This is a genomic window from Microbispora sp. NPDC088329 (assembly GCF_040685655.1).
Classification (GTDB): Bacteria; Actinomycetota; Actinomycetes; order Streptosporangiales; family Streptosporangiaceae; genus Microbispora.
Map to the genome: position 1 here is coordinate 87667 of NZ_JBFBIP010000023.1, position 24458 is coordinate 112124.

At 71.4% G+C, this 24458-nt stretch carries 21 protein-coding genes; 12 read left to right on the forward strand and 9 right to left on the reverse strand.

All coding sequences use genetic code 11. The features are described 5' to 3' along the window. Window positions 1-36: 36 nt before the first annotated feature. Both AB0O28_RS32465 and AB0O28_RS32470 read right to left on the reverse strand, forming a co-directional pair. Complete coding sequence (locus AB0O28_RS32465; protein WP_363646384.1) at window positions 37-1584, reverse strand: DHA2 family efflux MFS transporter permease subunit; 1548 nt, start codon at window positions 1582-1584, stop codon at window positions 37-39. Between the two features lie 30 nt (window positions 1585-1614). After that, the gene (locus tag AB0O28_RS32470) at window positions 1615-4884 is read right to left on the reverse strand and encodes a BTAD domain-containing putative transcriptional regulator (protein ID WP_363646385.1); all 3270 of its coding nucleotides are present in this window, start codon (window positions 4882-4884) and stop codon (window positions 1615-1617) included. A gap of 294 nt (window positions 4885-5178) precedes the next feature. Between AB0O28_RS32470 and AB0O28_RS32475 the strand changes: the two genes are divergently transcribed. From AB0O28_RS32475 to AB0O28_RS32485, 3 genes are all read left to right on the forward strand, one after another. Further along, window positions 5179-5691, forward strand: coding sequence for a hypothetical protein (locus AB0O28_RS32475; protein ID WP_363646386.1), 513 nt, complete (start codon window positions 5179-5181; stop codon window positions 5689-5691). A gap of 104 nt (window positions 5692-5795) precedes the next feature. After that, on the forward strand, window positions 5796-6395 hold the full coding sequence (locus tag AB0O28_RS32480; protein WP_363646387.1) for a hypothetical protein: 600 nt from the start codon (window positions 5796-5798) through the stop codon (window positions 6393-6395). Window positions 6396-6443: 48 nt separating this feature from the next. Further along, a complete protein-coding gene (locus AB0O28_RS32485; protein WP_363646388.1) occupies window positions 6444-7154 on the forward strand; it encodes a hypothetical protein in 711 nt (236 codons plus the stop codon). An 82-nt stretch (window positions 7155-7236) separates the two neighbouring features. On the opposite strand, the gene AB0O28_RS32490 is transcribed toward AB0O28_RS32485, so the two are convergent. The 3 genes from AB0O28_RS32490 to AB0O28_RS32500 are packed head-to-tail and all read right to left on the reverse strand — an operon-like array spanning window position 7237 to window position 10540. Next, the gene (locus tag AB0O28_RS32490) at window positions 7237-8358 is read right to left on the reverse strand and encodes a hypothetical protein (protein WP_363646389.1); all 1122 of its coding nucleotides are present in this window, start codon (window positions 8356-8358) and stop codon (window positions 7237-7239) included. After that, window positions 8355-9629 (reverse strand): glucarate dehydratase family protein, encoded by a 1275-nt coding sequence (locus tag AB0O28_RS32495; protein ID WP_363646390.1) that lies wholly within the window; start codon window positions 9627-9629, stop codon window positions 8355-8357. Before AB0O28_RS32495 ends, AB0O28_RS32490 begins: the two co-directional genes overlap by 4 nt. Window positions 9630-9637: 8 nt before the next feature. Continuing rightward, on the reverse strand, window positions 9638-10540 hold the full coding sequence (locus AB0O28_RS32500; protein WP_363646391.1) for a 5-dehydro-4-deoxyglucarate dehydratase: 903 nt from the start codon (window positions 10538-10540) through the stop codon (window positions 9638-9640). 388 nt (window positions 10541-10928) lie between these two features. On the opposite strand from AB0O28_RS32500, the gene AB0O28_RS32505 reads away from it, so the two are divergent. Both AB0O28_RS32505 and AB0O28_RS32510 read left to right on the forward strand, forming a co-directional pair. Then, window positions 10929-11732: an NAD(P)-dependent oxidoreductase gene (locus AB0O28_RS32505; RefSeq protein ID WP_363646392.1), complete on the forward strand. Its 804-nt coding sequence runs from the start codon at window positions 10929-10931 to the stop codon at window positions 11730-11732. Next, window positions 11704-13149, forward strand: a complete 1446-nt coding sequence (locus AB0O28_RS32510) for an aldehyde dehydrogenase (NADP(+)) (RefSeq protein ID WP_363646393.1) — start codon at window positions 11704-11706, stop codon at window positions 13147-13149. The genes AB0O28_RS32505 and AB0O28_RS32510 overlap by 29 nt, the downstream gene beginning before the upstream one ends. A gap of 49 nt (window positions 13150-13198) precedes the next feature. Here AB0O28_RS32510 and AB0O28_RS32515 read toward each other — a convergent pair whose 3' ends face one another. Beyond that, window positions 13199-13828 (reverse strand): TetR/AcrR family transcriptional regulator, encoded by a 630-nt coding sequence (locus tag AB0O28_RS32515; protein ID WP_363646394.1) that lies wholly within the window; start codon window positions 13826-13828, stop codon window positions 13199-13201. A 127-nt stretch (window positions 13829-13955) separates the two neighbouring features. Between AB0O28_RS32515 and AB0O28_RS32520 the strand changes: the two genes are divergently transcribed. After that, entirely contained in the window at window positions 13956-15635 is a 1680-nt protein-coding gene (locus tag AB0O28_RS32520; protein WP_363646395.1) for an FAD-dependent monooxygenase, read from the forward strand. Between the two features lie 36 nt (window positions 15636-15671). Beyond that, window positions 15672-16100 (forward strand): nuclear transport factor 2 family protein, encoded by a 429-nt coding sequence (locus AB0O28_RS32525; RefSeq protein WP_363646396.1) that lies wholly within the window; start codon window positions 15672-15674, stop codon window positions 16098-16100. A 91-nt stretch (window positions 16101-16191) separates the two neighbouring features. Here AB0O28_RS32525 and AB0O28_RS32530 read toward each other — a convergent pair whose 3' ends face one another. Both AB0O28_RS32530 and AB0O28_RS32535 read right to left on the reverse strand, forming a co-directional pair. Next, entirely contained in the window at window positions 16192-17505 is a 1314-nt protein-coding gene (locus AB0O28_RS32530) for a pectate lyase (RefSeq protein WP_363646397.1), read from the reverse strand. Window positions 17506-17563: 58 nt separating this feature from the next. Then, window positions 17564-18481, reverse strand: coding sequence for a 5-dehydro-4-deoxyglucarate dehydratase (locus AB0O28_RS32535; protein ID WP_363646398.1), 918 nt, complete (start codon window positions 18479-18481; stop codon window positions 17564-17566). 248 nt (window positions 18482-18729) lie between these two features. On the opposite strand from AB0O28_RS32535, the gene AB0O28_RS32540 reads away from it, so the two are divergent. The 5 genes from AB0O28_RS32540 (at window position 18730) to AB0O28_RS32560 (ending at window position 23907) form a co-directional block, all read left to right on the forward strand. Then, the gene (locus AB0O28_RS32540; protein ID WP_363646420.1) at window positions 18730-19587 is read left to right on the forward strand and encodes a sugar ABC transporter permease; all 858 of its coding nucleotides are present in this window, start codon (window positions 18730-18732) and stop codon (window positions 19585-19587) included. Between the two features lie 19 nt (window positions 19588-19606). Continuing rightward, window positions 19607-20488, forward strand: coding sequence for a carbohydrate ABC transporter permease (locus tag AB0O28_RS32545; RefSeq protein ID WP_363646399.1), 882 nt, complete (start codon window positions 19607-19609; stop codon window positions 20486-20488). 44 nt (window positions 20489-20532) lie between these two features. Further along, the gene (locus tag AB0O28_RS32550; RefSeq protein WP_363646400.1) at window positions 20533-21822 is read left to right on the forward strand and encodes a sugar ABC transporter substrate-binding protein; all 1290 of its coding nucleotides are present in this window, start codon (window positions 20533-20535) and stop codon (window positions 21820-21822) included. A gap of 114 nt (window positions 21823-21936) precedes the next feature. Next, window positions 21937-23100 (forward strand): enolase C-terminal domain-like protein, encoded by a 1164-nt coding sequence (locus tag AB0O28_RS32555; RefSeq protein ID WP_363646401.1) that lies wholly within the window; start codon window positions 21937-21939, stop codon window positions 23098-23100. A gap of 33 nt (window positions 23101-23133) precedes the next feature. Beyond that, window positions 23134-23907 carry an IclR family transcriptional regulator gene (locus AB0O28_RS32560; protein ID WP_363646402.1) on the forward strand — a complete coding sequence of 258 codons (774 nt, stop codon included), beginning with the start codon at window positions 23134-23136 and terminating at the stop codon, window positions 23905-23907. 46 nt (window positions 23908-23953) lie between these two features. Here the strand turns inward: AB0O28_RS32560 and AB0O28_RS32565 are convergent, their stop codons facing one another. Continuing rightward, on the reverse strand, window positions 23954-24448 hold the full coding sequence (locus AB0O28_RS32565) for a hypothetical protein (RefSeq protein ID WP_363646403.1): 495 nt from the start codon (window positions 24446-24448) through the stop codon (window positions 23954-23956). Window positions 24449-24458 lie beyond the last annotated feature (10 nt).

A 24458-nucleotide genomic window follows, 5' to 3' on the forward strand; every position in this document is an offset into this window, starting at 1 on the left:
GACAGGTGACCCTCGCGGGCACACGGGTGCCCTGCCTCAGCGGACCACGGCCGGGCTCTCGGCGGGCTCCTCTTCGCCGGTCTCCGGGATCACCTTGGGGACGCCGCGCATCGCGAACGGGACGGCGACGGCGAGGGCGAGCAGGATCGCCGCGCCGGTCAGCACGGTGACCTGGATGCCGTCCACGAACGCCTGCCGCGCGGCCGTGGCGACGGCCCCCGCGGCCTCGCCGGGCAGTGTGGTGGCGGCCTTCAGCGCGCCCGCGAGCGTGTCGCGGGCCTCGGCCTCCACGCCGTCCGGCAGGCCGGGCGGAAGCGCCAGGCCGTTCCGGTAGGCGGTGGTCAGGACCGTGCCGAGCACGGCGATGCCCAGCGCGCCGCCCATCTCGTGCGCGGTCTCGGAGATCGCGCTCGCCGCGCCGGCTCGTTCCCTGGGCACCGAGGCGAGCAGCGTGTCGCCGGTCACGGCGAAGGTGAAGCCCATCCCGACGCCCTGGACGAGCATGGCCGCGAGCATGTAGAGGTAGGGCGTCTCCATGTCGATCCGGCTGAACAGGATGAATCCGGTCGCCGTCAGCGCCAGCCCCGCGGAGACGACCGGCCCGCGTCCCCACCGGTGCACGAGCACGCCCGACAGCGCCCCGCCGGCGCCCGCGGCGAGGCCGCCCGGCATGCCCGCGAGCCCGGCGAGCAGCGGCGACCAGCCGAGGACGAGCTGGAAATACTGCGCGAAGACCACCGACATGGCGAGCATGGCGAAGACCGCGACCAGTTCGGCGCCGACCGTGGCCGCGAACGCGCGCCGCCGGAACAACGCCACGTCGATCAGCGGCTCGGCCAGCCGGGTCTGGCGGCGCACGAACAGGACCAGAGCGGCGACGCCCACGACCGCCGCGGCGGCGACCGAGGGCCGGGCGACGCCGCCGGTCGCGGCCTCCTTCAGCGCGTAGATCAGGCCGAGCACGCCCGCGGCCGACAGCGGGACGCTGACGAGGTCGATGCGGCCGGGGCGGGGATTGCGCGACTCGGGCAGCACGACGAACCCGGCGGCCAGGACGACCACCACGACGGGCACGTTGATCAGGAAGACCGAGCCCCACCAGAAATGGGCGAGCAGCAGGCCGCCGACGATGGGGCCGAGGGCGAACCCGACGGCCGAGACGCTGCTCCAGATGCCCACCGCCGTGGTCCGTTCCTTCGGGTCGGTGAACACGTTGCGGACCAGCGACAGCGTCGAGGGCATGATGGTGGCCCCGGCGACCCCGAGCAGGGCGCGGGCGGCGATCAGCAGCGGAGCGTTCGGCGCGTACGCCGTCAGGGCAGAGGCCGCGCCGAAGGCGGCCAGGCCGGCGAGCAGCAGGCGCCTGCGCCCGATCCGGTCCCCGACGTTGCCCATCGTGACCAGCAGCGCGGCCAGGGCGAACCCGTAGATGTCGGCGATCCACAGCAGCTGGGTGGCCGAGGGCGACAGGTCCTCGCCGAGCTTCGGCAGGGCGAGGTGCAGCACGGTGAGGTCGACGGACAGCAGGAGCACGGCCGCGCACGCGACCGCCAGCGTGCCCCACTTTCGCGAGGTGTCGTTCATGACGGCAGCGTCCGCCCGGGCGCTGACGGTTCATCCACCGAGCGCTGACAGGTGCCCTTCGACGACGGTCAGCGCGGGCGCCGCCGAGCCGGCGGTGATCTGCACACGCTGCCGGGCGTGCGCCCTGGCCTCGGCGTACGCCCGCTCGTACGTCTCGTCGCCCAGGGCGGCCCGGCAGTGGGCGGCGACCCGCTCGACGTCCGGGTCGGCCACGGCGGGTGTGCCGCGCAGGGCCTCGCCGACGCCCAGCAGCCACACGGCCCGCTCCGGATCCCCCTCCAGGAGGGCGACGCCGGCGACCCCCTCGGCCACACCGGCGACCATCGAGAGGTTGCGGTCGCCCAAGCCCGTCGTCAGGGCGCGGCGGTGCCAGGCCAGCGCCTCGGCGGCCTCACCCGACATCTCGGCGGCCAGCCCGAGAGCCAGGTAGACGCGCGAGCGGGTCTCCTCCGCCGCGAACCACTCGGCCGTGCACTCCGCCAGGGCGGCCTGGTACAGCCGTCGTGCCTCGCCGATGTCGCCGCCGAGGCGGGCCAGCTCGCCGAGTCCGAGACACGCCTCCGCGACCAGTTCCGGGGCGCCCAGCCGCCGGGCCAGCCCGGCCCCGCGCTCGTAGTCGGCGTGCGCCTCGGCCGTCTTCCCCAGGCGCACCCGAGCACGCGCGCGACGGCACAGGGTCTCGGCCGCGTCCAGGGGAGCGCCGAGGCGCTCGGCCAGCTCCAGTGCCTCACCGGCCAGCCGTTCCACCCGTTCGTGATCTCCGCGCCACTCGGCGACGTCGCCCAGCGCCGTCAGGATCAGGACCCGGGTCCAGAGGTCGCCCAGCGTGCGGGACTGGGCCAGCGCCTCGGTGATCGCCTCCTCGGCCTCGGTCAGGTGGCCGTCGAACAGCCGGAGGTATCCCATGCTGAAGTTGCTGAGCATGCGGGTCCAGGGATCCTTCACCAGCACGTCGTAGGTCCGCTCGATCTCCCGGAGCTCCTCGTCGGCCGGAGGGCCGCTGACCATCGCGCGGAGGATGAGGAGGAACGGCTGCCTGGGCGGGACCGGCAGGGTGGCGGCCATCCGGAGCGCGCGGGCGATCAGCTGGTCCACGTCGGCGTGGCCGCCCCTGGCCGCGACGCAGGCGCACAGGACGTACTCCTCCTCCAGCCCTTCCGGGGGAGCGTCTCCGATGGCGGCGAGCAGGTCGGCGGCGGGTCCGGCGACCTCGGCGCGCAGGCCGCGCAGCATCCAGTAGCCGGCCGTGGCCGACAGAAGCCGCAGCGCCCCCGTCAGGTCGCCTGCCCGGACGGCCCGGCGTAGCGCCGTCGTGAGGTTCTCGTGCTCGCCGTCGAGCCGCCGCAGCCACTCGACCTGACGCGGGCCGCGCAGGTGGGGATCGGCCGTGGCGGCCAGGTCCAGGAAGTACGCGAGGTGGGCCGCCCGCATGCGCTCGCCCTCGCCGGCCTCGGCCAGTCGTTCCGCGCAGAACGCCCGGATCGTCTCCAGCATCCGGTAGCGGTCGTCCACCACCTCGACGAGGGACTTGTCCACCAGGGAGGCGAGCGCGCCGTCGGTGTCGGCCAGGCCGCACACCCGCTCGGCCGCCTCCAGCGTCGCACCGCCCGCGAAGACCGTCAGCCGCCGGGCGAGCGTGCGTTCCGGCTCGTCGAGCAGGTCCCAGCTCCACTCCACGACGGCGCGCAGCGTGCGGTGGCGCGGCTGTGCCGTACGGCTGCCGCGCGACAGCAGCGCGAAGCGCGGGGCGTCGCCCTCCGCGGCCGGGTCGCCGTCGTCGCCGCCCAGCCGGGCGGCGACCTGGGCGAGAGGCAGCGAGCGCAGCCGCGCGGCCGCCAGTTCGAGGGCCAGCGGCAGCCCGTCCAGCGCCCGGCAGATCCGCAGCACGTGCTCGGCGTCCTCGGGGCCGAGCGTGAGGCCGGGCCGTACGGCGGCGGCCCGCTCGACGAACAGCCGGACCGCCGGGTAGGCGAGCGCGTCCCCGGTCCCGGGCGGGGGCACCTCCAGCGGGGAGACCGGGCACAGCCGTTCCCCGGTGATCCCGAGCGCCTCCCGGCCGGTGGCCAGGACGCGCAGGGACGGGCAGACGCCGAGGAGGCGGTCGGCGAGCCGGGCGGCGTCCTCCACGACGTGCTCGCAGTTGTCCAGCACCAGCAGCACCGGTCGCGGGGTCAGGGCCGCGGCCAGGCGGGCGACCGGGTCGCTCGCGCCCTGCCGTCCGCCGGGGGAGGCGGGCACGGCGGTCTCGCGCAGCCCGAGCGCGCCGAGGACTGCCCGCGGCACGTCGGCGCCGTCGGTGAGCGGGGCGAGTTCCACGAAGCAGACCTCGTCCTGCCCGCAACCATGCCTACCGCTGTGTCCACCACCGTGCCCGCCGCTGTGCCAGCGCGCCGCCGCCTCGACCGCCAGCCGGGTCTTCCCCGTTCCGCCGGGGCCGGTGAGCGTCACCAGGCGCGACTCGGCGAGCAGCGCGCCTATCCGCTCCAGTTCGGCGTCGCGGCCGATGAGAGGGGTGAGCGGGACCGGCCGCCCGGCGGGGGAGGCGGAGGCGGGAGCGAGGGCGGGGTCGGAGCGCAGCACGGCGAGGTGGATCGCGGCCAGCTCGGGCGAGGGGTCCGCGCCGAGCTCGTCGGCGAGCCGGCGACGGCCGTCCTCGAAGGCGGCCAGCGCCTCCGCCGCACGCCCCGACGCGTACAGCGCGCGCATGAGCTGGCCGCGCGTGCGCTCACGCAGGGGATGGGCCATCACCCTCTCCTGCAGCTCCGGCAGCAGGTCGCGGTGCCGCCCGAGGGACAGCCCCGCCTCGGTCAGGTCCTCGGCCGCCGACAGCCGCAGCTCCTCCAAGCGCGCCGCCTGAGCGGGGGCGAACGGCGCGTCGGGCAGGTCGGCGAGCGCCGGGCCGCGCCACAGGGTGAGCGCCCGGCCGAGCAGGTCGGCGGCTCCGGCGTGCTCGCCCGCGTCGAGGGCCCGGCGTCCCTCGGCCGCGAGCCGTTCGAAGCGCAGCGCGTCCACGTCGGCGGGGTCGACCGCCAGCCGGTATCCGGCAGTCTCCCGCACCACCAGGTCGCCAAGGCCTGCGAGGTGCTGGCGCAGCCGCGACACCTGGGCCTGCAGGGCGTTGGTGGCTCCGGCCGGGGGCTCGGAGCCGTACAGGCCGTCGATCAGTCGGTCGGTGGTGACGACCTTCCCCGCGTTGAGCAGCAGCAGGCCGAGCAGCGCCCGCAGACCCGGTCCACCCACCGGGACCGGGCGCTCGCCGTCGAGCCGTGCCTCCGTCGGGCCGAGGATGCCGAACCGCATGCCCGAGATTGTCCCGCAATGCCGCGCGTCGATGCAGGGGGGTAGCCGCTGACCCGGCCTACTGACCCGGCACGGCCGCCGTACGACGTGATGGGCCGGACTTGTTGACTCTCACGCTACGGGAGGCCGCAGGCTGGGTCTCGAAAAGGAGAAGGGGTCGTATTCACAGGGATACCGGCGCCGGGTGAATCCGCTCTCGTAGCCGGAATGCCGTGCCGGAACCCGGTGGCTCGGCAGGGGGAATTTCCCGTCGAGGCGCATGTGTGCTCTTCGGACCCGTGATCACCAGGAAAGGTGCTGAGCATGACGGTTTTCAGGAAGTCCGCCGTCGTGGCCGCGATCTGCGCGGTTTCTTTCTCTACCGCGCTGCCGGCCTTCGCCGGCCCCAAGGTCTTGAGCAGTGGAGAGACGTGCGGTTATTGGGGGCCGGTCGACGGATTCGGCGACGACAAGTTGCCCGGTCTCCAGATTCAGTCCTGCGTCCGCTGGGCGGTGGCGGACGACGGGCACGTCCCGAAAGGCGCGCGAGTCAGGATCCGGAACACACACCCGTCCAACACCTACACGGTGACCGCCGCGCAGTCGAAGATGTCCTGGGAAAGCTACTACACCGATCAGGACCTGGTGGGCGATTATCTGCCGGGCGCCCAGGCCGAGGCCATCCATCCCGCCGGATGGGACCCGTCCCCGGGTGTCGCCGATTATCAGATCTCCAGGGCTTACGCGGCGAAGACGAACGCGAACTGGACGCTGGACATGACCACCTTTTCCGGAACGGTCAGAACCTCTCCCAACGACTACCACTGACACGGCCGGCGCCACAGGGAGAACATGCGGCGAGGTGAGTTCCCGTCGCGTTGTCTTGGCCGCTCCACCTGAGGGGCGCTGCCGTATTCGAGAGCGGAGTTCCGATGCCGACGAGAACGATCAGGCGATCTTTCCGCGCGGCGACAGCCGTGCTTGCCGTGATGGCCGGGCTGGTTCTGCCGGCGCCGGCGGCAACCGCCGCCGGCGGACTCAGATTCGAAGAGTTCAAGTGCTACATGGCCAGTGCCGAGGACGGGGACGACAGCCCGTACTTCGTCGTGTTCGTGGGACGGCCTGACGGCACCAACATGACCACCAGGGTCCGAAAGTCCTGGTGGGACGACAACGTGGACACCGGATACGTGTCGAAGCCGCAGCATCTCGTCACCTCCTATGCCCCCGTTGATTCGCTCGTGGTGGTGACACTGGTCGAAGAGGACGTCAATCCGGACCTAGGGCAGAGCGAGATCGACAGCCTCGCCTTCGCCATGAACAACTACTGGCAGGCCTACCGGCACGCGGATAAGGCGTACACGAGCGAGAAGATGAGGAAGGCCATGAGCGCCAGCCTCGACGCCAGACTCGCGAACGACGATTTCATAGGCACCGACAGCGAATGGGTGACAACCCAGTCGGGCTGGCTCCCGCGTTTGGAGTTCGACGACCACTCGAGCCTGTACCGAGCCTGGCTGCGCATGGCCTGACGCCGCGCGGAACTCAGTCGAAACACCCTGTACGAGGATAGGGAATTCATGCCAGTCAAACTCACACCGCACATCCTCCGCATGGGAGTGCTGGGTTCGGCCCTGCTCCTGGGAGTGTCACCGCAAGGGTCCGCGATCGCGGCCGCGAATCCTCCGTTCCGCGTCATGGGTTACGTGGTCGAAGTGGAGTTCGCCGATGTGCGGCTCAACTCCGTGGACGACTGCGAGGCGATAGCATCGAACTGTGATCGGGCCGAGGTGTATGGCACGATCTTCGCTCAGTCCAGTTCGGGAAAGAGCGATCCCTATCCGTACCGGAACCTCGGCAAGTGGGGCGGCGCTCCCGGAGTGTGCCCGGGGACCAGCACTCCCGACTATTACTTCTGGTGGGAAGACAACAAGAGTTGCCTGCGCGGCATGCTTGAGGGCACGACGTACGCCTTCGCCGACGCCCACATGTGCTCGGCTGAGACATATTCGTCCTGTGGGACGGATTACCGGAAGCCGAACAACAGGTTCCGCGTCAAGGTCAGGCACAACGAGTCGATTAAAACCTACATCCATTTCCGGGACTTCGACGAGTTGAGCGGTGACGAGGACGTCTGCCGGACCTGGCAGTGGTGGGGGCCGTACACCTTGGACCAGCTGAAGACGCTGGACAGCACGGGAACGATCAATTCCTCCCCCGGCAACGGAGCCGGCGACTGCACCCTGCACGTCCGCCTACGGGCCGTCCAGCCGTTCGCCGGCCTCGGCTGAGGTCAGGGATACGTGGCCTGCCATGCCCGGAACGGCGCGGTGAGCGGGTTCCGGGCATGGAGGCGGCTCCGCCGGCAGGCGATCAGCGGCGGACGGCCTCCGCGATCGCCTTCAGCCGGGCCGCGGAGGTTAGGCCGCCGTGGTACCAGTGGATCTCGGCGGCGCCGGCCGCCGTGTAGGCCTCGGCCAGGAACGACAGCGCTCCGCCGTCCGCCGGCCGCGGGGGCAGGGCCAGCACGTACGCGCCCACGCGGGGGCCGAGCCGGCCCAGGGCGCGCAGCCCGGCCTCGTCCACCTCGGGCGCGTTCCAGCAGTTGCCGACGAGCAGGTCGACGTCCACCCCCTCGGGGACGGTCGCGAACGGGCCGGTCGCCCACGGGTCGGCGTTGGCGTGCAGGGCGATCTTCAGGTCGGGCCGCACCGCCCTGGCCTCGGCCAGCAGCAGGTCACGCAGCTCGCCCGCGAGCCCCGTGCGCAGGTCGCGCATCGGCCCGGCCAGGTCGCCGAGCGCGTCCTCGACCGAGCCCGGCGCGCCGTCGACGCCCGCCCGTACCCGCGCGCGGACCTCGGCGACGTCCAGCCCGGCCGCCTCGTAGCGGCGTACGCAGGCCGCGCAGAAGCACAGGGACAGCAGCGCGATCTGCGCGGCCGACCAGTCGGCCCCGTCGCTCTTCTCGTGATGGCCGCCGTGACGGAAGCCGAGGGCCCCGCACGCCTCCAGGATCAGCGCGTCGGGGTCGCCCGCCTCGACGACCTCGCGGACCAGCGTGCGGCAGTAGTCGCGCACGTCCGCCGCCGCCGGGCACAGCGCGTACGGGTAGCGCTCGCCGAAGGCGTTGGTGACGACCAGGTCGGGGTTGGCCGAGCCGAGCAGCGTGTTGTGGGTCAGCACGGTCCACGCCTGCACCGGCAGACCGACGGCGCGCAGCGCGTCTCTGGCCTCCCCGTACGGATCATCCGAGTCCACCCAGGACGGCGTGCCGGGCACGAGGCGGTTGCCCTTCCACGCCTCCTCGCGCACGGGGACATAGCAGGCGGCGTGCCGTGCGTCGACCAGTCGGTGCGCGGGATGAAAAGGGGTCGCGGCGCGGGTGGTGTGGTAGGACGCTGCGAGCGCCACCGCGTCGACGCCGAGCGCCTTGAGGCGTCCGGCGGCGCCGGGGTCGCCGACGATGTCCCAGGGGTAGGCGTAGATGACGTTCACCAGCGTGGCCTCCGTGCGGAGAAGGACGGGTCGACGGACCTCATGTACGTCGTGTCGTCGCGGGAGCGGACCCCGCACTTCTCATACTGCTCGTTCATGATTGCGAGGGCGTCGCGGTCGAGCTCCACCCCGAGCCCCGGGCCGTCCGGCACCGGGACCGCGCCGTCCACGAACCGCAGCGCGCCTTCACCGCCCGATGACGGGACGACCACGTCCTGGCCGTCCTGCCAGGGGGTGTGGGTGTCGCAGGCGTGGGTGACCGCCGGGGTGGCGGCGGCCAGGTGGGTCATCGCGGCGAGGCTGATGCCGAGGTGGGAGTTGGAGTGCATGGACAGCTCGATGCCGAAGGTCTCGCACAGCGTGGCGATGTGCGCCGAGCGCACCAGGCCGCCCCAGTAGTGGTGGTCGGTCAGCAGCACGCCGATGGCGCCCTGGCGCACGGCGGGCGGGATGTGCTCGGGGGTGACGACGCACATGTTCGTGGCGAGCGGCATCGGCACCTCGGCGGCGACCCGCGCCATGCCCTCGATGCCCTCGGTCGGGTCCTCCAGGTATTCGAGCACGCCGTCGAGTTCGCGGCCCACCCGGATCGAGGTCTCCACGCTCCACACCGCGTTGGGATCGAGGCGCAGCGGATGCTCGGGGAAGGCCTCCCGCAGCGCGCGGATCGCCTCGATCTCCTGCTCGGGCGGGAACACGCCGCCCTTGAGCTTGATCGAGCGAAAGCCGTAGCGGCCGATCAGCAGGCGAGCCTGCTCGACCACCCCGTCGGGGTCGAGCGCGGCGCCGAAGCCGTCCTCCGCCGCGCCCGGGTGCCCGGCCCACTTGTAGAAGAGGTAGGCGCTGTACGGCACGGCGTCGCGCACCCGGCCGCCGAGCAGGTCCACGACGGGCCGGCCCGCCGCCTTCCCCTGAATGTCCAGGCAGGCGACCTCGAAGGGGGAGAAGATCCGGTCGACGGTCTTGGCCCGTGAGGAGGTGCCGGTCAGACCGTGCAGGTCGGTGACGACGTCGGCGCCGACGAGGCCGGCCACGGTGGCGTACATCGCGTTGTGGCCGTAGACGTCGTGACCGATGAGCGCCTCGGCGGCGGCCCGCACCCGCACGAGGTGGTCGAGGTCGCCGTAGGTCTCCCCGAGGCCGCTCAGCCCTTCGTCGGTGACGACCTCGACGACCGTGCGCAGTGCCCACGGCTCGTGGACGCCGGCGGCGTTGAGCAGCGGCGGGTCGCGGAAGGCGACCGGCGTGACGTTGATCTCGCGAATCCTCATCCGGCTCCTCATCCGACGATGTCCAGTCCGGTGGCGATCAGCTTCTCCAGCCGTGCGACGTGCTCGGGGGCCGCGTCGACCAGCGGCGGCCGCACCCGGCCCACGTCGAGGCCGCGCAGGGCGACGCCGGCCTTGACGAGCGAGACGGCGTAGCCGGGCACGAGGTCGCGCAGCTCGACCAGCGGGCGGTAGAAACCGGCGAGAAGGCGCCGGACGAGGTCGTCGTCCCCGGCGGTCACGGCCTTGTGGAAGGCCAGGGCCACCTCGGGGAGGAAGCAGAACACGGCGGAGGAGTACAGGCTCACGCCGATCCCCCGATAGGCGGGCACGGTCATCTCGGCCGTCGGCAGCCCGTTGAAGAAGGTGAAGTCGCGATCGGTCGCCTCCCGCACGGCGAGCACGATCCGCTGCATGGCGTCGATGTCGCCGAGGCCGTCCTTGAAGCCGGCGACGTTGGGGATCTCGGTCAGCGCGGCGGCGGCGGCCGCTGTGAAGCGGGCGTTGGCCCGCTGGTAGACGATGATCGGCAGATCGGTGGAGGCCGCGACCTCGCGGACGTAGCGCACCAGCCCGTCGGCGGGCGCGCTGACGAGATAGGGAGGCAGCAGCAGCAGGCCGTCCGCGCCCGCCTCGGCGGCCCTGCGCGCGCAGTCGCGGGCGAAGGGGAGCGAGCCGCCGGCGCCGGACAGGACGGGAACCCGGCCGGCGGCCGACTCGACGGCGATCCGCACGACCCGTGCGTACTCGTCGATGCCCAGCGCGTTGAACTCGCCGGTGCCGCAGGCGGCGAACACCCCGCCCGCTCCTTCGGCGACTCCGCGCGCCACGTGCTTGGCCAGCACGTCCTCGGCCAGCTCACCGTCCGCGCCGAACGGTGTGACCGGAAAGAAGAGAACGCCGTCGAGCTGCATCCGCTCACTCCCTCGATGTCCACATACATGGACAAAGTTCTTCAATATGTTCACGAAGCTAGCTGTGCGATCTCGCGAAAGTCAACCTGGCTGGAGGGTGTCCGGCGGAGCCCTGTCCGATGACGCCGAAGCGTGGGAGGAGTGTCATGCTCGCGCTCCTGTTCACATGCTTGAACCGGTTGCGCAATTGCGTTCACGTATCAGCAAGACCGTAGGAATTGACAACAGTTGCGTCAAGAAGGCGCTATCGGTCATATATGTGAACCATGCCCGTTGTTGTGAACGTTTGGGAATTGCTGCGAGACTGGCGCCGTTCGGCATTGACACGGTCCGTAGCTCGCGCGGACGATCACCGCGCCTAATGCAGGGCCGATCCGACAGGAGGCACATGCGAATTCTCATGACCGGCGCGGCGGGCGGCGTCGGCACCCTGCTGCGACCCCGGCTGGCCAGGGAGGGGCGCGTGCTGCGCCTGCTCGATGTCGCCCCGCTGGAGGCGGGACCGGGCGAGGAGGCGGTGACCGGCGACATCACCGATCCTGAGGCGATGGAAGCGGCGATGGACGGCGTGGACGCGGTGCTGCACCTCGGCGGCCACAGTCTCGAACAGCCGTGGGCGGACATCCTGCAGGTCAACATCAACGGCACCTACGTGGTGCTGGAGGCCGCGCGGCGGGCGGGGGTGCGCCACGTCGTGCTGGCCAGCAGCAACCACGCGGTCGGGTTCTTCCCGCGCGGCGCCGGCGAGGCGCCGGACTATCTGTTCCCGCGCCCGGACACCTTCTACGGCGTGAGCAAGGTGACCAAGGAGGCGCTCGGCTCGCTGTACCACGACCGGTACGGCATGCAGGTCACCTGCCTGCGCATCGGCTCGTGCTTCGAGCGGCCCAGGGACGCGCGCATGCTGTCGACCTGGCTGTCGCCGGACGACTGCGCCCGGCTGGTCGAGGCGTCGCTGACGGCCGACGGCTTCCACGTCGTGTGGGGCGTCTCGGCCAACACGCGCCGCTGGTGGTCCCTGGAGGAGGGCCGGGCCATCGGCTACGAGCCCAAGGACGACGCGGAGGCCTTCGCCGACACGCTGATCGCCGAGCACGGCGAGCCCGACCTCGGCGAGCTGCCGCACTCCCTGCTCGGCGGGGCGTTCTGCGGCCCCCGCTACGATGTCGAAAATCTCACGGCGGGGGGATGAGGTGACCGATCAGGTGAACCAGGTCGTCCAGGAAGCGGTCGAGCGGGCCGCCGCGGCGGGCGAGGCGTGGCGGGCGACGCCCCCGGCCGAGCGCGCCACCGTGCTCGAAGGCGTCGCCGACGCCCTGCTCAAGCACGCCGAGGAGCTGTGGCCGGCCGCCGCCGAGGAGACCCGGCTGCCGGAGGCGCGGCTCCGCGGCGAGATCGCCCGTACGGCCGCGCAGTTCCGGCTGTTCGCCGACGTCCTGCGGGACGGCGGGTGGGTCGAGGCGGTGATCGACCACCCCGACCCCGGTGCCACCCCGCCGTGTCCCGACGTGCGCAGGATGAACCACCCGCTCGGCGTCGTGGCCGTCTTCGCGGCGAGCAACTTCCCCTTCGCGTTCTCGGTGGCGGGCGGCGACACGGTGTCGGCGCTCGCGGCCGGCTGCCCGGTCGTGGTCAAGGCCCACGAGGGGCACCCCCGCACCTCCGACCTGACCGCCTCCGTCGTACGGCGGGCTCTGCCCGACCCCGGCCTGCTCGGGCTCGTGCACGGGTTCGAGACGGGCGCCCCGCTGGTGAAGCACCCGCTCGTCACGGCGGTCGGCTTCACCGGCTCGCTCGCGGGCGGGAAGGCCATCCAGAAGCTGATCGACGAGCGGCCCGACCCCATCCCGTTCTACGGCGAGCTCGGCAGCGTCAACCCGGTCGTCGTGCTGCCCTCGGCCGACCCCGCCGAGGTGGCCTCCGGGTTCGCGGCCTCGCTGACGCTGGGAGTGGGGCAGTTCTGCACCAACCCCGGCCTGCTGTTCGTCCCCGCGGAGGGAGGCTTCGAGCGGTCCGTCGCCGAGGCGGTCGCCGCGACCACCGGCGGGCCCATGCTCACCGCGAAGATCCGAGAGGGTTACCTGCGAACGTCCGGCCGGCTGGCCGAGCGGCTCACCGTGCTGGCCGGCGGGGGAGCGGTGGACGGCGTCACCCCGCAGGTCTTCGCCGCCGACCTGGAGGCGTTCGCGGACGGGCTCCCCGAGCTGGCGGAGGAGTGCTTCGGCCCGTCGGCGATCGTCGTCCGCTACCGCGACCCCGCCGACCTGCCCGCCGTGCTGCGCCGGCTGCCCGGGTCGCTGACCGCGACGGTCCACGCCGCCGGGCCCGAGGAGGCCCGCGACCTCGTGCCGGTCCTGGCCCGGCTGGCCGGACGGCTCATCTGGAACGGCTGGCCCACCGGTGTCGCCGTCTGCTGGGCGATGCATCACGGCGGTCCTTGGCCGGCCTCCACCGCCCCGGCGCACACCTCCGTCGGCGCGGCCTCGATCAGGCGCTGGACGACCCCTGTGGCGTACCAGGACTGGCCGCAGGATCTGCTGCCGCCGGAGCTGCGTGACGACAACCCGCTCGGCGTGCCGCAACGCGTGGACGGCCGCCCGCGCGTCTGACGCCGAGCCGCCGACGCGCCGCTCCCCTCTGCGGGAGCGGCGCGGATCGCTATTCGGGATCGAGCCCGAGGAGCCGGGCGACCAGAGAGACCTGCTCGGCGTAGTGCCGGACGAACTCGGGGGAGCGGGGATCTGCTCCGCAGACGCCTTCGACGACGTGCGGCAGCGTCGTGGTCGCCATCGCGGCGGCCATCAACATGACGCTCAGGCAGGCCGGGTCCACCTCGTCCGGCAGCCGGCCCGCCGCCTGCCGGGCGCGGACCTCGTCCACGTAGCCCCGCAGCCGCTCCGAGCGCGGCGCCTGGTCGGGGTCGGTCCGCGGCCCTTCGTACTCCAGTCCGCTCCATGCGAGCAACCGGACACCGTCCGGGTTGTCCAACGCCTCCAACGCGTACCGGCGGAGCTGCTCGGGCAGCGGCGTGCCGGGCGACACCAGCTCGTTCTGGCGCTCCCGCCAGCGTTCCCCGAGTGCCCGGTAGAGGCCTTCCTTGCCGTCGAAGTAGTACGAGATCAGCTGCTGGTTGACCCCGGCTCTGGCGGCGATCGCGCTGAGCCGGGCCCCCGCGTACCCGTGCGCGGCGAACTCCACCGTCGCGGCGTCCAGGATGGCCCGGCGGGTGCGGTCCGGGTCGCGCTGCCGTTCCTGGGGCTTGGGAGACCGGCGTGGCTTCGTGGGCACGCCCCGATCGTATAGCCGGCGACCGCGATCAATCGGATGATTGACACAATTTTATGTCCGGTTGATTATCGTGGGGCGGGGCCGGCATCCCGGGCGACCCCGCCGGGCACAGACGGGAGCCGCAGCGATGACCGGACCGTACGACCGCAGGACCGCCGTCCTCATCGTGGGAGGAGGCATCACCGGCCTGTCCACCGCGCTCTTCCTCACGCGTCTCGGGATCTGCCCGCTCCTGGTCGAACGGCATCCGTCCACGGCGATCACGCCCCAGGCCCGCGCGTTCAACCCGCGCTCGATGGAGATCTACCGAGCCGCGGGCCTGGAGGAGGAGATCCGCGGGCGTCAGTCGATCCTGGCCGGTCTCCCGGAGATGATCGGCGCGGACACGCTGGCCGGCCGGGAGCGCTTCCGCGTCGACCTGCTCGCGCGCGTCCGGCCGCCCGCCGCGGTCAGCCCCGCCGACTGGGCGCTGATCGACCAGGACGAGCTGGAGCGCGTCGTGCGCGCCCATGCCGAAAGCGGCGGCGCGGAGGTGTGCTTCGGCACCGAGCTGGTCTCCGTCGACGCCGACGACGACGGCGTGACGGCCGTCGTCCGCGACCTCGGCACCGGCGCCGCACGCCGTGTCCGCGCCGACTACCTGGTCGCCGCCGACGGCAACCGCGCGGGCGTCCGCGACCGGCTCGGCATCGGCGCGGACCGGCCCGGACCCACGACCGAGGTGTCATATTTCGTCTTCGACGCCGATCTGTCCGCCGTGCTGCGGGGGCGGCGCTTCCTGCTGGCCTATCTCGACCGGCCGGCGCCGGGCACGGTCCTGGTGCCGCTGCGGACGTACGGACGGTGGATGCTCGGGGTGCCCGCGCATTCGGAGCAGGGCGAGCCCCACGGCGACTTCCCGGAGGAGCGCTGCGCCGAGCTGGTCCGCCTCGCGACCGGGGTGGCGGACCTCGACGTCACCCTCGTGCCCCCGGTGCCCGGGCGGCCGGAGATGGTGTCCCGCAGCACGATCGGCGGCTGGGTCGCGCACCGGTTCCGGGCCGGGCGGGTGTTCTTCGCGGGCGACGCCGCCCACGTCGTGCCGCCCGCGGGTTCGTACGGTGCGAACACCGGCATCGCCGACGCGCACAACCTGGCGTGGAAACTCGCCGCCGTGCTCGCGGGCCGGGCCGGACAGGCGCTGCTGGACACCTACGAGCGGGAACGCCGCCCGGTCGCGTGGCTGACGCTCGAGACCGCGATGCGGCACATCACCGGACGGCATGGCGGCACGGGTAAGGACGTCACCGCGATCGACGACGTCACGATGATCTTCGGCTATCGGTACGACTCCGCGGCGATCCTGCCGGAGACGCCGGCCTCCGTGGCACCGGCCTCCGTGGCGCAGGCCGAGGACCCGCGCGCTCCCAGCGGGCGCCCGGGTCTGCGCGCACCGCACGTGTGGCTGGAGCGGGCGGGGGCCAGGCTGTCCACGCTCGACCTGTTCACCGGCGCCTTCACGCTGCTGACCGGCCCGGACGGCGGGGAGTGGGCCGCCGCGGCCGCGGGGGAGGCCGGGCTGGCCGTCCATCGGATCGGCGCCGGCCTACGCGACCCCGAGGACCGGTTCCTCGGCGCCTACGGCATCACGGGGACCGGCGCGACCCTCGTCCGGCCCGACGGCTTCGTCGCCTGGCGCGCACGCGAGTTGCCCGCGCGCCCGGGGCGCCTGGTGCGGGACGCGCTGACGCGCCTGCTCGGCCTGGACGGCGCGCCGCCCGATCGGCCGGTCCTCCCGGCCTGGCCCGGCCCGCCGCCGCCTCGATAACCTGGACTACCAGGTGCGAGGATCGGGGGTCTCGCCGTGGCCGACGTGGTGGACCGGTATTTCGACGCGTACAACGCCCACGATCTGGACGCGGTGATGCGGTGCTACTGTGCCAAGCCCGTCGCGGTCGGCCCGGGCGGGCCGGCGGAGGGCCGCTCGGAGGTGGCGTCGTACCACACCGGCATCTGGCAGGCCTTCCCCGACGTCCACGCCACGGTCCTGCAGAAGGTCGGGGACGGCGAGGCCACGGCGGTCGCCGCGGTGGGGACCGGCAGGCACACCGGGCCGTTCCCGCTCACCACGGGCGAGGTGCTGCAGGGCACCCGGCGGTACGTCAGCGTGCGATGCTGCTGGTTCTTCGCCGTTAAGGACGGCCTGATCGTCAATCAGCAGGTCTTCTACGACCAGCTGGAGCTCTATCTCCAGCTCGGGCTGCCGCCGTCCCGTCCGGGTCCCGCGCCCTGAGAAGCGCGTGAGCCGGACGGGACGGCGCGGCCCCGGGGAAGGGCCGCGCGTCATCGGTCGCGATCACCAGGACGTCCGGCGGCGCCGGTCGTCAGTGGATCTCGCCGGCTCCGGCGTGCCGGGAGACCTCCCTGCGCACGGCTGCGGCGGGGTCGACGTTCGAGTGGAGGGCCGGGGTCCAGCCCGCGTCGGCGCCGAGGTCGGGGTCGTTCTTGGCGTTGTAGGCGGCGACCAGGTCGATCGGGGTCTCCTTGCCGCCGACCCGCAGCAGGTTGCCCTTGGCCGTCAGCGTCGTGCCGCCCCAGTTGTAGAGCAGGTCGGCCGGGTCCACGCTCCGGCTCAGCCGGAAGTAGTTGTTCTCGGCGTAGATCTGGGACTCCACGCCCACACCCAGCGCGTACTCGAAGGGCTCGGCGTCGGGCACCTGGTAGTAGTTGTTGTAGACGTGCACCTTGCCGAACCGCACGCGGGGCAGCCGCTGCAGGTTGCCGGAGAACTCGTTGTGGTGCACGGTCACGCTGAGCTTGCCCCGGTCGTTGGCGGGGTTGTTGGTCGAGCCGATCAGCATCGTCTTGTCGTGGTCGGAGAACTTGTTCCACGACACGGTCACGAAGTCGGACGCGCTGGTGATGTCCGCCTGGCCGTCGTGCACCTGGTAGGGCCGGCCGAAGTAGACCGGCTGGTTCGCGTCGGGGTTGTCCCCGTCGGTGAAGGTGTTGTGGTCGATCCAGACGTGGGTCGAGCCGGTGACCGAGATGTTGTCGTAAAGGGAGTTCCAGTTGCCCTCGTCGCCGTCGGTCGGGTCCCACTGGGGGAAGCAGTCGGCCGCGTCCTCGAAGCGGATGTTGCGGATGATGACGTTGTCGGCCTTGTCCACGTGCAGGTTGATGTGCCGGATGACGGCGCCGGGCAGGCCCACGATGGTCGTGTTCGACGGCACCTTGAGCTTGATGTACTTCGTCTGCGCCGCGGCGGAGGCCGCCCGCGCGTCCTCCATCGGCCCCGAGGGCTCGGTGTCGCGGCCCCACACCGCCGGGTCGTACGCCGCGAGGTAGCCGGCCAGTGTGTATCCCCCGGTGGCGAAGTCGGCGCAGGTCTTGTCGACGTCGATGACGCCCTTGACGTAGATGATCCGGGGGCCGGGGGAGGCGAGCGCCGCGGCCAGGCCCGCGCGGTCGGCGACCACGTGGACGTTCGCGGCGGGGGCCGCCGCGCCGCCGGTGGTGCCGGTGCCGGCCGAGGCCCAGCCGTCGTTCGCCGGCAGCGTCTGCCGCCCGAGATCGGCCTGCTGTCCCACCGGCTTCCCGGCAGGCGTGGTGGCCGCCCCGGCCGGGCTCGCCGCCAGGGCGGGGGCGGCCGCCGCGAGCGCGAGGACGGCCGAGAGGAGGAGGTGTCTTGCGGGCATGACTGATCTCCGTTCCGCGGTCGCTCCCCCGAGACGAGTCCGTACGTGTCGCCGGCGCTCAGGCCGGGTCGGGCGACCGCTCCAGTTCTTCGAGAAGGGCGAGACCGCGGTCGATCAGTGCGGCGAGCCGGTGAACGTGCTCGGGGCCGGGATCGGACAGCGGCCGGCGGACGGGTCCCACGTCCAGACCACGCAGGCGCACACCCGCCTTGATGAGCGAGACCGCGTATCCCGGTCCCTCGCGCCGGAGGTCGACCAGGGGGCGGTAGAACCCTTCGATCAGACGGTTCGCGACGTCGTCGCGGCCGTCCCGCAGCGCCTGGTAGCAGGCGAGCGCGAGGTCGGGGAGGAAACAGAAGACGGCGGAGGAGTAGCGGGTCACGCCGAGGTCCCGGTAGCCGAGTTGGGACAGCTCCGCCGTCGGCAGGCCGTTGAAGTACAGCAGGCCGGACGGGGCGGCCTCGATGATCCGGCGCATGAGGCCGAGATCGCCGTAGCCGTCCTTCAGCCCGATGACGCCCGGGTGCTCCGCGAGCGCCGCGACCGTATCCGGCTCGAAGACGGCGTTGTCCCGCTGATAGAGGATGATCGGCAGCCGGGTGCCGTCCGCGATCGCCTCGTAGTGGCGGCGCAGGCCGTCCTGGCCCGCCTGGACGAGGTACGGCGGCAGCGCGAGCAGGGCCGAGGCCCCGCCGTCCTCGGCCGCCCTGGCGAACTCCAGGGCCATCGCGGTGCCGTAGCCGGTGCCGGCGACCACCGGGACGCGGCCGGCCGCCTCCTCGACGGCCGCGGCCACGCAGGCGGCGTAGTCCCGCATGCTGAGCGAGGGGAACTCACCGGTGCCGCAGCAGGCGAACACCGCGCCGCACCCCGCCTCGACGCCCTGCCGCACGTGCCGGCGGAACGTCTCGAGGTCGAGCCGCTCCTCCTCGTCGCACGGCGTGACCGGGAAGAACAGCAGGCCGTCCAACGTCACCGGCTTCCTCCGTCATCATTCTGAACCGAATTCATATTCGTGAACACCGGGACCGTACGGCGAGTGGCGGCGTGCGGTCAAGACGCGCACGCCCAAGAGAGTGAATGTTTCGAATAGGACACGGATCCTTGACAGGACCGCGGCCCGAACATCACCGTTGATCCGTCCACGCTTGTGAACGAGGTTCAGGAATATGTCTTGACCGAAGTTCGGGAATCTCTACCAGAGGAGATGCGCCGGTGACGACGATGCGCCGCAAGGCCGTGCCGTACCTGCTGATCTCACCGACGGTGGCGCTCATCGCCGCGTTTCTCGTCTACCCGATCGGCAGCGTCGCGTACTACAGCCTGCAGCACCGCAACCTCACCCGGCCATGGGCGGACGGTTTCGCCGGGCTCGACAACTTCCGGCAGATGCTGTTCGAGGACGAGGTCTTCTGGCACAGCCTTGGATTCACCGCGAAATGGGTGATCGTCGAGATCGCCCTCCAACTGCTCCTCGGACTGGCTCTGGCCCTTATCGTCAATGAAAGTTTCATCGGCCGGGGGCTCGCCCGGTCGCTCGTTTTCTCCCCATGGGCCGTCTCCGGGGTTCTGACGACGGGCATCTGGATTCTGCTCTACACGCCGAGCACCGGCGTGCTGCGTTTCCTCGGGCAGCCCGAGGCGGCGGTCCTCGGCAACCCCGACACGGTGTTTCCGGCCGTGGTGGTGACCGAGCTGTGGCGCGGCGTGCCGTTCTTCGCGATCCTTCTGCTCGCCGGCCTGCAGGGCATCCCGGGCGAGCTCTACGAGGCGGCCGCGGTGGACGGCGCCGGGCGCGTCAGGCGCTTCCACCACGTCACACTGCCGCACCTGCGGGACGCGATCGTGCTGGCCACGCTGCTGCGCGGAGTCTGGGAGTTCAACAACGTCGACCTGCTCTACACGCTCACGGGCGGCGGTCCCGCGCAGGCGACGATGACGTTGCCGCTGTACGTCGCGCAGCGCGCCGTCGACTCCAAGGACTTCGGGTACGGCTCGGCGCTGACGATGGCGGGCTTCGTGATCCTGCTGTTCTGCTCCATCCTCTACCTGCGGCTCAGCCGGTTCGGCGAGGAACGATGAAGAGGCGAGGGGTTTCGCAATGAGCGCCGACGTCATGACCCGCCCGCACACGCGAGCGGTGCCCGCGGGGGCCCGCCGCCGACGGAAGAGGCGCGACCCCGGCCGCGTGCTGCGGCTCTACGTCCCCCTCGGGCTGTACCTGGTCTTCACCCTCGTGCCGTTCTACTGGATGCTCGTGTTCGCCCTGCGGCCGGCCGGATCGACCGATCCCGTGCCCTGGCCGATCACGTTCGAGCACTTCGAGACCGTCTGGAACGACATCGGCTACGCGGTGTTCTTCAAGAACAGCGTGATCGTCGGGGTCTGGTCGCTGCTGTTCACCACGGTCGTCGCGGTGATGGGCGGTTACGCGCTGTCGCGCTACCGGTTCCGCGGCCGGAGCCTGTTCATGGTCGTGCTTCTGTGCACCCAGTTCATCCCCGGCGCGATGATGCTGATCCCGCTGTTTTCGATCTTCAGGACGCTCGGCCTGATCAACAATCTGGCCAGCCTCGTCGTCGCCGACACCGTCTTCAACCTGCCTCTGTCGATCATCCTGATGAGCGGGTTCATCTCGGCCGTGCCGTTCACGGTGGAGGAGGCCGCGATGGTCGACGGCTGCACCCGGTTCCGCGGCTTCCTCGCGATCGTGCTGCCGCAGTTGCGGCCCGGCCTGATCGCCGTCGGGTCGTTCGCCTTCATCCACACGTGGAACAACTTCCTGTTCGCGCTGATGTTCGTCAGCAGGCAGGACAGCTTCACGATCCCCGTCGGGCTCAGCTACACGATCGGGGAGTACAGCGCCGACTTCGGGGCTCTCGCGGCCGGGGGCGTCGTCGCCGCCCTGCCGGTGGTCTGCGTGTTCGCAGTGGTCCAGCGCTATCTCGTGCACGGCATCAGCGCCGGCGCGGTCAAGGGATAGCACCCCCCATCAAAGAGACCAGCCTGTTGTGAGCAGGAGGAACCATGAAGATGAAAGTGGCCTGGGCGGCGCTCGCCGTTCTCGCCGTCACCGCTTCCGGATGTGGGTCGGACTCGGGTTCCGGCGACGGCTCCGGCAAGACGACCATCACGTTCTGGGACAACAACGGGGGCGCCCGCACCCCGATCTACCAGGAGCTGATCAAGCGGTTCGAGGCGGCGAACCCCTCGATCCACGTCGAGTACGTCGGCATCCCGATCGCCTCCGTCCAGCAGAAGTACGACACCGCCATCGCGGGCGGGGACACCCCCGACGTCGGCGGCGTCACCACGTCGTACCTGGCCAACCTGACCGGTCAGCAGGCGCTGGAGGCGGCGGACGAGTGGCTGGCCAAGAGCTCGGTGAACGGCAAGCTGGCCACGCCGATGCTCGACTCGGTCCGCAAGACCGTGCCCGACGGCAAGCTCTACCTGGTGCCGGGCACCTCCAACATGGACGTGGTGTGGTACCTGAAGGACAAGCTCCAGCAGGCGCCGAAAACCTGGGACGAGTTCTTCAAGGACGCCGACGACCTGACCAAGAAGCCCGACGAGTACGGCTACACCATCCGCGGCGGCGCCGGCTCGATCTTCCAGATCCTGGCCGAGATGTACTCCTACTCGGGCGTCTCCGAGTTCTTCGACGCCTCCGGTAAGAGCACGGTCAACGACCCGAAGAACGTCGAGTTCCTCACGAAGATGGCAGGGCTGTACAAGAAGGACACCCCCGAGGCCGACGTCACCAACGACTTCCCGAAGATGGTCGCCGCGTTCGGCACCGGGAAGATCGCGATGATGCACCACAACCTGGGCTCGTACAACGACCACAAGAAGGCGCACGGCGAGGGCAAGGTCGGCGCGTTCGCGCTCCCGACGGGCCCCGGCGGCAAGCGGACCATCGTGGCCAACCCCGTGGACGGCTTCGCGGTCTTCAAGAACAGCGAGCACAAGGACGCCGCCTGGAAGTTCGTGGAGTTCCTGGTCTCCCACGACAGCAACAGTTACTGGAACCAGCAGACGGGCCAGATCCCGGCCAACACCGAGGCGCAGGGCGACTCCTGGCTGCAGGGCCTGGAGCACCTCAAGACGGCCGTCGACACGTTGAACGACCCGAACACCCAGGTCGTGTCGCCGCCCTACTACCTGCCGCAGTTCTCCTCCATCACCAAGGCCGACACCGAGCCCCTTTTCCAGAAGGTCCTGCTCGGCCAGATGAAGCCCCAGGAGTTCCTCGACACCCTGGCGCAGAAGCTGACCGACGCCCAGGCCGAATGGAAGAAGGCGACCGGCGGCTGATCCGTCGCCGCCGCGTCCCGGGGACCGGGCCGGTGCGTCCCTGACCGCGCACCGGCCCTCCGGGCCTGGACGGCACGGTCCCTCCCGAACTCACCTACGGAAAGGGAAGATCCCATGGCGGTCGTCGAACGCGTCATCGTCACGGTCTTCGCCACGGTCACCAAGTCCGTGGTGGACGGGCACGGCCACCGGCATCCCGGCCCGCCCCGGGAGGTGCGGGAGGCGCTGCTGGCCGTCACCGACAGCGACGGCGCGACCGGGTACTGCCTGGCGGCGCCGGACACCGTCAGGGAGGCGGTGATCACCGGCCACATCGGGCCGGCGCTGATCGGCCAGGACAGCCTCGACCGGGAGCGGCTGTGGCACCGCGTCGCCCGCCGGCAGCGGGGGGCCCAGGGCAACCTGTCCGACCGCGCGCTCAGCGCCGTCGACCAGGCCCTGTGGGACCTCGCGGGACGCAAGCTCGGCCTGCCCGTCTGGAAGCTCCTCGGCGGCGCGCGCTCCGAGGTGCCCGCGTACGCGAGCACCATGTGCGGCGACGACATCCCCGGCGGCCTGGCGACTCCCGAGGACTACGCCGCCTTCGCGAAGGAGCTGGTGTCCCGCGGCTACCGCGGGATCAAGCTGCACACCTGGATGCCGCCCATGCCGTACGGCGTGGACCGCGACATCGAGGCGTGCGCCGCGGTCCGCGACGCGGTCGGCCCGGACGTCGCGCTCATGCTCGACAGCAACCACTGGTACTCCCGCTCCGAGGCCCTGGCCCTCGGCCGGGCTCTCGACGAGCTGAACTTCACGTGGTACGAGGAGCCCATGGAGGAGGCGTCGGTGCAGTCGTACCGATGGCTCGCCGACCAGCTCAGGACGCCGATCCTCGGGCCGGAGACCTCCTGGGGCAAACACATGGCCCGGGCGGAGTGGGTGGCCGCGGGGGCCTGCGACATCCTCAGGGTGGGGGTGGTCGGCTCCGGTGGGATCATCCCGGCGATCAAGGCCGTCCACCTGGCCGAGTCGTTCGGCATGGACTGCGAGATCCACGGCAACGGGTCCGGCGCCCTGTCCGTGATCGGTGCCACGTTGTGCGGGCGGTGGTACGAGCGGGGGCTGCTGCACCCGCACTCGGACTACGACACGCCCGCCCCGCACCTGCGGTCGATCGTCGACCCGCTCGTCGGCGGCAAGGTGCGGATGCCGGACACTCCCGGACTGGGGGATGATCTGGATATGGACTACATCGCCTCCCGGACGGTCGCCTCCTGGGGAACCGGCTCACAATAGGAGGCGGACAGGCGGGTCAGGGAGGTAACACCAATGGCGGAACCCGTGCCGCACGTGAAGTCGGCACTCCGGACGGTCGAGCTGCTCGACTTCTTCGCGCAGTATCCCGGGCTGCACAGCCTCACCGACCTTCAGGGCAAGCTGGGCTACCCCAAGAGCAGCCTGCACGCCCTGCTGCGCACGCTGGTCGACCTCGGCTGGATCGAGACCGACGTCACCGGCACGCTCTACCGGATCGGCATGCGGGCTCTGCTGGTCGGGGCGACGTACATCGACGGCGACCCGGTGGTCCAGATGGCGCACGACGCCCTGGACTGGCTGGCCGAGGTGACGGGGGAGACGGTGCACCTCGCCCGTCTCGACCATTTCGACATCGTGTATCTCGCCACGCGTGCCTCGCGGCACTACCTGCGGCCGTTCTCGCGGGTGGGCCGCCGTCTGCCGGCGAGCACCACCTCGCTCGGCAAGGCGATCCTGGCGAGCAGGGACGACGACGAGGTGCGCGCGCTGCTGCCCGCCGAGCTGCCCTCGCTGACGGCCCACACCATCGTGGACGCGGAGGAGTTGCTGGTCGACCTGCGCCGAGTGCGCAAGCAGGGCTACTCGGTGGACCGCGAGGAGAACACCGAGGGGCTGCGGTGCTTCGGCGTCGCGCTGCACATCAGCGACCCGCCGCGCGACGCCATCAGCTGCTCGGTGCCGATCCCGCGCCTCACCCCCGAGCGGGAGAAGGAGATCGCGTCCTGCCTGCTGGAGGCGCGCGAGCGTATCGAGCGCTCCGCCATGCGCCAGCGCCGGGCGTACTGACCGCCTGAGGCCCTCCCGGCCGGAAATCCGGCCGGGAGGACCGTAATCAGCAGTATTCGCCGGTCACCTGCTGCCGGAACTCCTCCTCGGAGAGCCGCCTCCCATCGAGGTCGATCACCTGGTCGGTGCCGGCGAGTTCTTCCGGCACTTCGTCGAGCAGGAACGCCCGGCCGATGGTGGGAGCGTCCGGCACGGCCGCCGAAACACTGATGTTGCGCGGAAGGGGAAGGGTCAGCCTCACTTCTTCTTCGGCGAACCCCTGTGCTCTTCCCAGAACGACGATTCCCCGCCGCTCATCCGGCTGCGTGGGCTGCGACACCCTCCACAGGGGAGCCCACGTCTCACGGTCCTTCACCTCGAAGGCGGACACGGTCTCCCCTTCGCAGAGCGGAACGACGAACCGGAACCGCCCGTCGGCCGTCCGGCCGATCCCCACCGGTCTGGGCTGGGGATCGCCGAGAGGGACGCCACAGGCCGCGATCGGCAGCAGGGCGGAAAGAACGATCAGGAACTGTCGTCGGCACCGTACGGAATCATTCATGGACCGGCCC

Coding starts and splice junctions, on each gene's coding strand:
- AB0O28_RS32465 (WP_363646384.1), bottom strand. CDS start 1,584: ATGAACGACACCTCGCGAAAGTGGGGCACGCTGGCGGTCGCGTGCGCG.
- AB0O28_RS32470 (WP_363646385.1), bottom strand. CDS start 4,884: ATGCGGTTCGGCATCCTCGGCCCGACGGAGGCACGGCTCGACGGCGAG.
- AB0O28_RS32480 (WP_363646387.1), top strand. CDS start 5,796: ATGCCGACGAGAACGATCAGGCGATCTTTCCGCGCGGCGACAGCCGTG.
- AB0O28_RS32485 (WP_363646388.1), top strand. CDS start 6,444: ATGCCAGTCAAACTCACACCGCACATCCTCCGCATGGGAGTGCTGGGT.
- AB0O28_RS32495 (WP_363646390.1), bottom strand. CDS start 9,629: ATGAGGATTCGCGAGATCAACGTCACGCCGGTCGCCTTCCGCGACCCG.
- AB0O28_RS32500 (WP_363646391.1), bottom strand. CDS start 10,540: ATGCAGCTCGACGGCGTTCTCTTCTTTCCGGTCACACCGTTCGGCGCG.
- AB0O28_RS32505 (WP_363646392.1), top strand. CDS start 10,929: ATGCGAATTCTCATGACCGGCGCGGCGGGCGGCGTCGGCACCCTGCTG.
- AB0O28_RS32510 (WP_363646393.1), top strand. CDS start 11,704: ATGTCGAAAATCTCACGGCGGGGGGATGAGGTGACCGATCAGGTGAAC.
- AB0O28_RS32520 (WP_363646395.1), top strand. CDS start 13,956: ATGACCGGACCGTACGACCGCAGGACCGCCGTCCTCATCGTGGGAGGA.
- AB0O28_RS32530 (WP_363646397.1), bottom strand. CDS start 17,505: ATGCCCGCAAGACACCTCCTCCTCTCGGCCGTCCTCGCGCTCGCGGCG.
- AB0O28_RS32540 (WP_363646420.1), top strand. CDS start 18,730: ATGCGCCGCAAGGCCGTGCCGTACCTGCTGATCTCACCGACGGTGGCG.
- AB0O28_RS32545 (WP_363646399.1), top strand. CDS start 19,607: ATGAGCGCCGACGTCATGACCCGCCCGCACACGCGAGCGGTGCCCGCG.
- AB0O28_RS32550 (WP_363646400.1), top strand. CDS start 20,533: ATGAAGATGAAAGTGGCCTGGGCGGCGCTCGCCGTTCTCGCCGTCACC.
- AB0O28_RS32555 (WP_363646401.1), top strand. CDS start 21,937: ATGGCGGTCGTCGAACGCGTCATCGTCACGGTCTTCGCCACGGTCACC.
- AB0O28_RS32560 (WP_363646402.1), top strand. CDS start 23,134: ATGGCGGAACCCGTGCCGCACGTGAAGTCGGCACTCCGGACGGTCGAG.
- AB0O28_RS32565 (WP_363646403.1), bottom strand. CDS start 24,448: ATGAATGATTCCGTACGGTGCCGACGACAGTTCCTGATCGTTCTTTCC.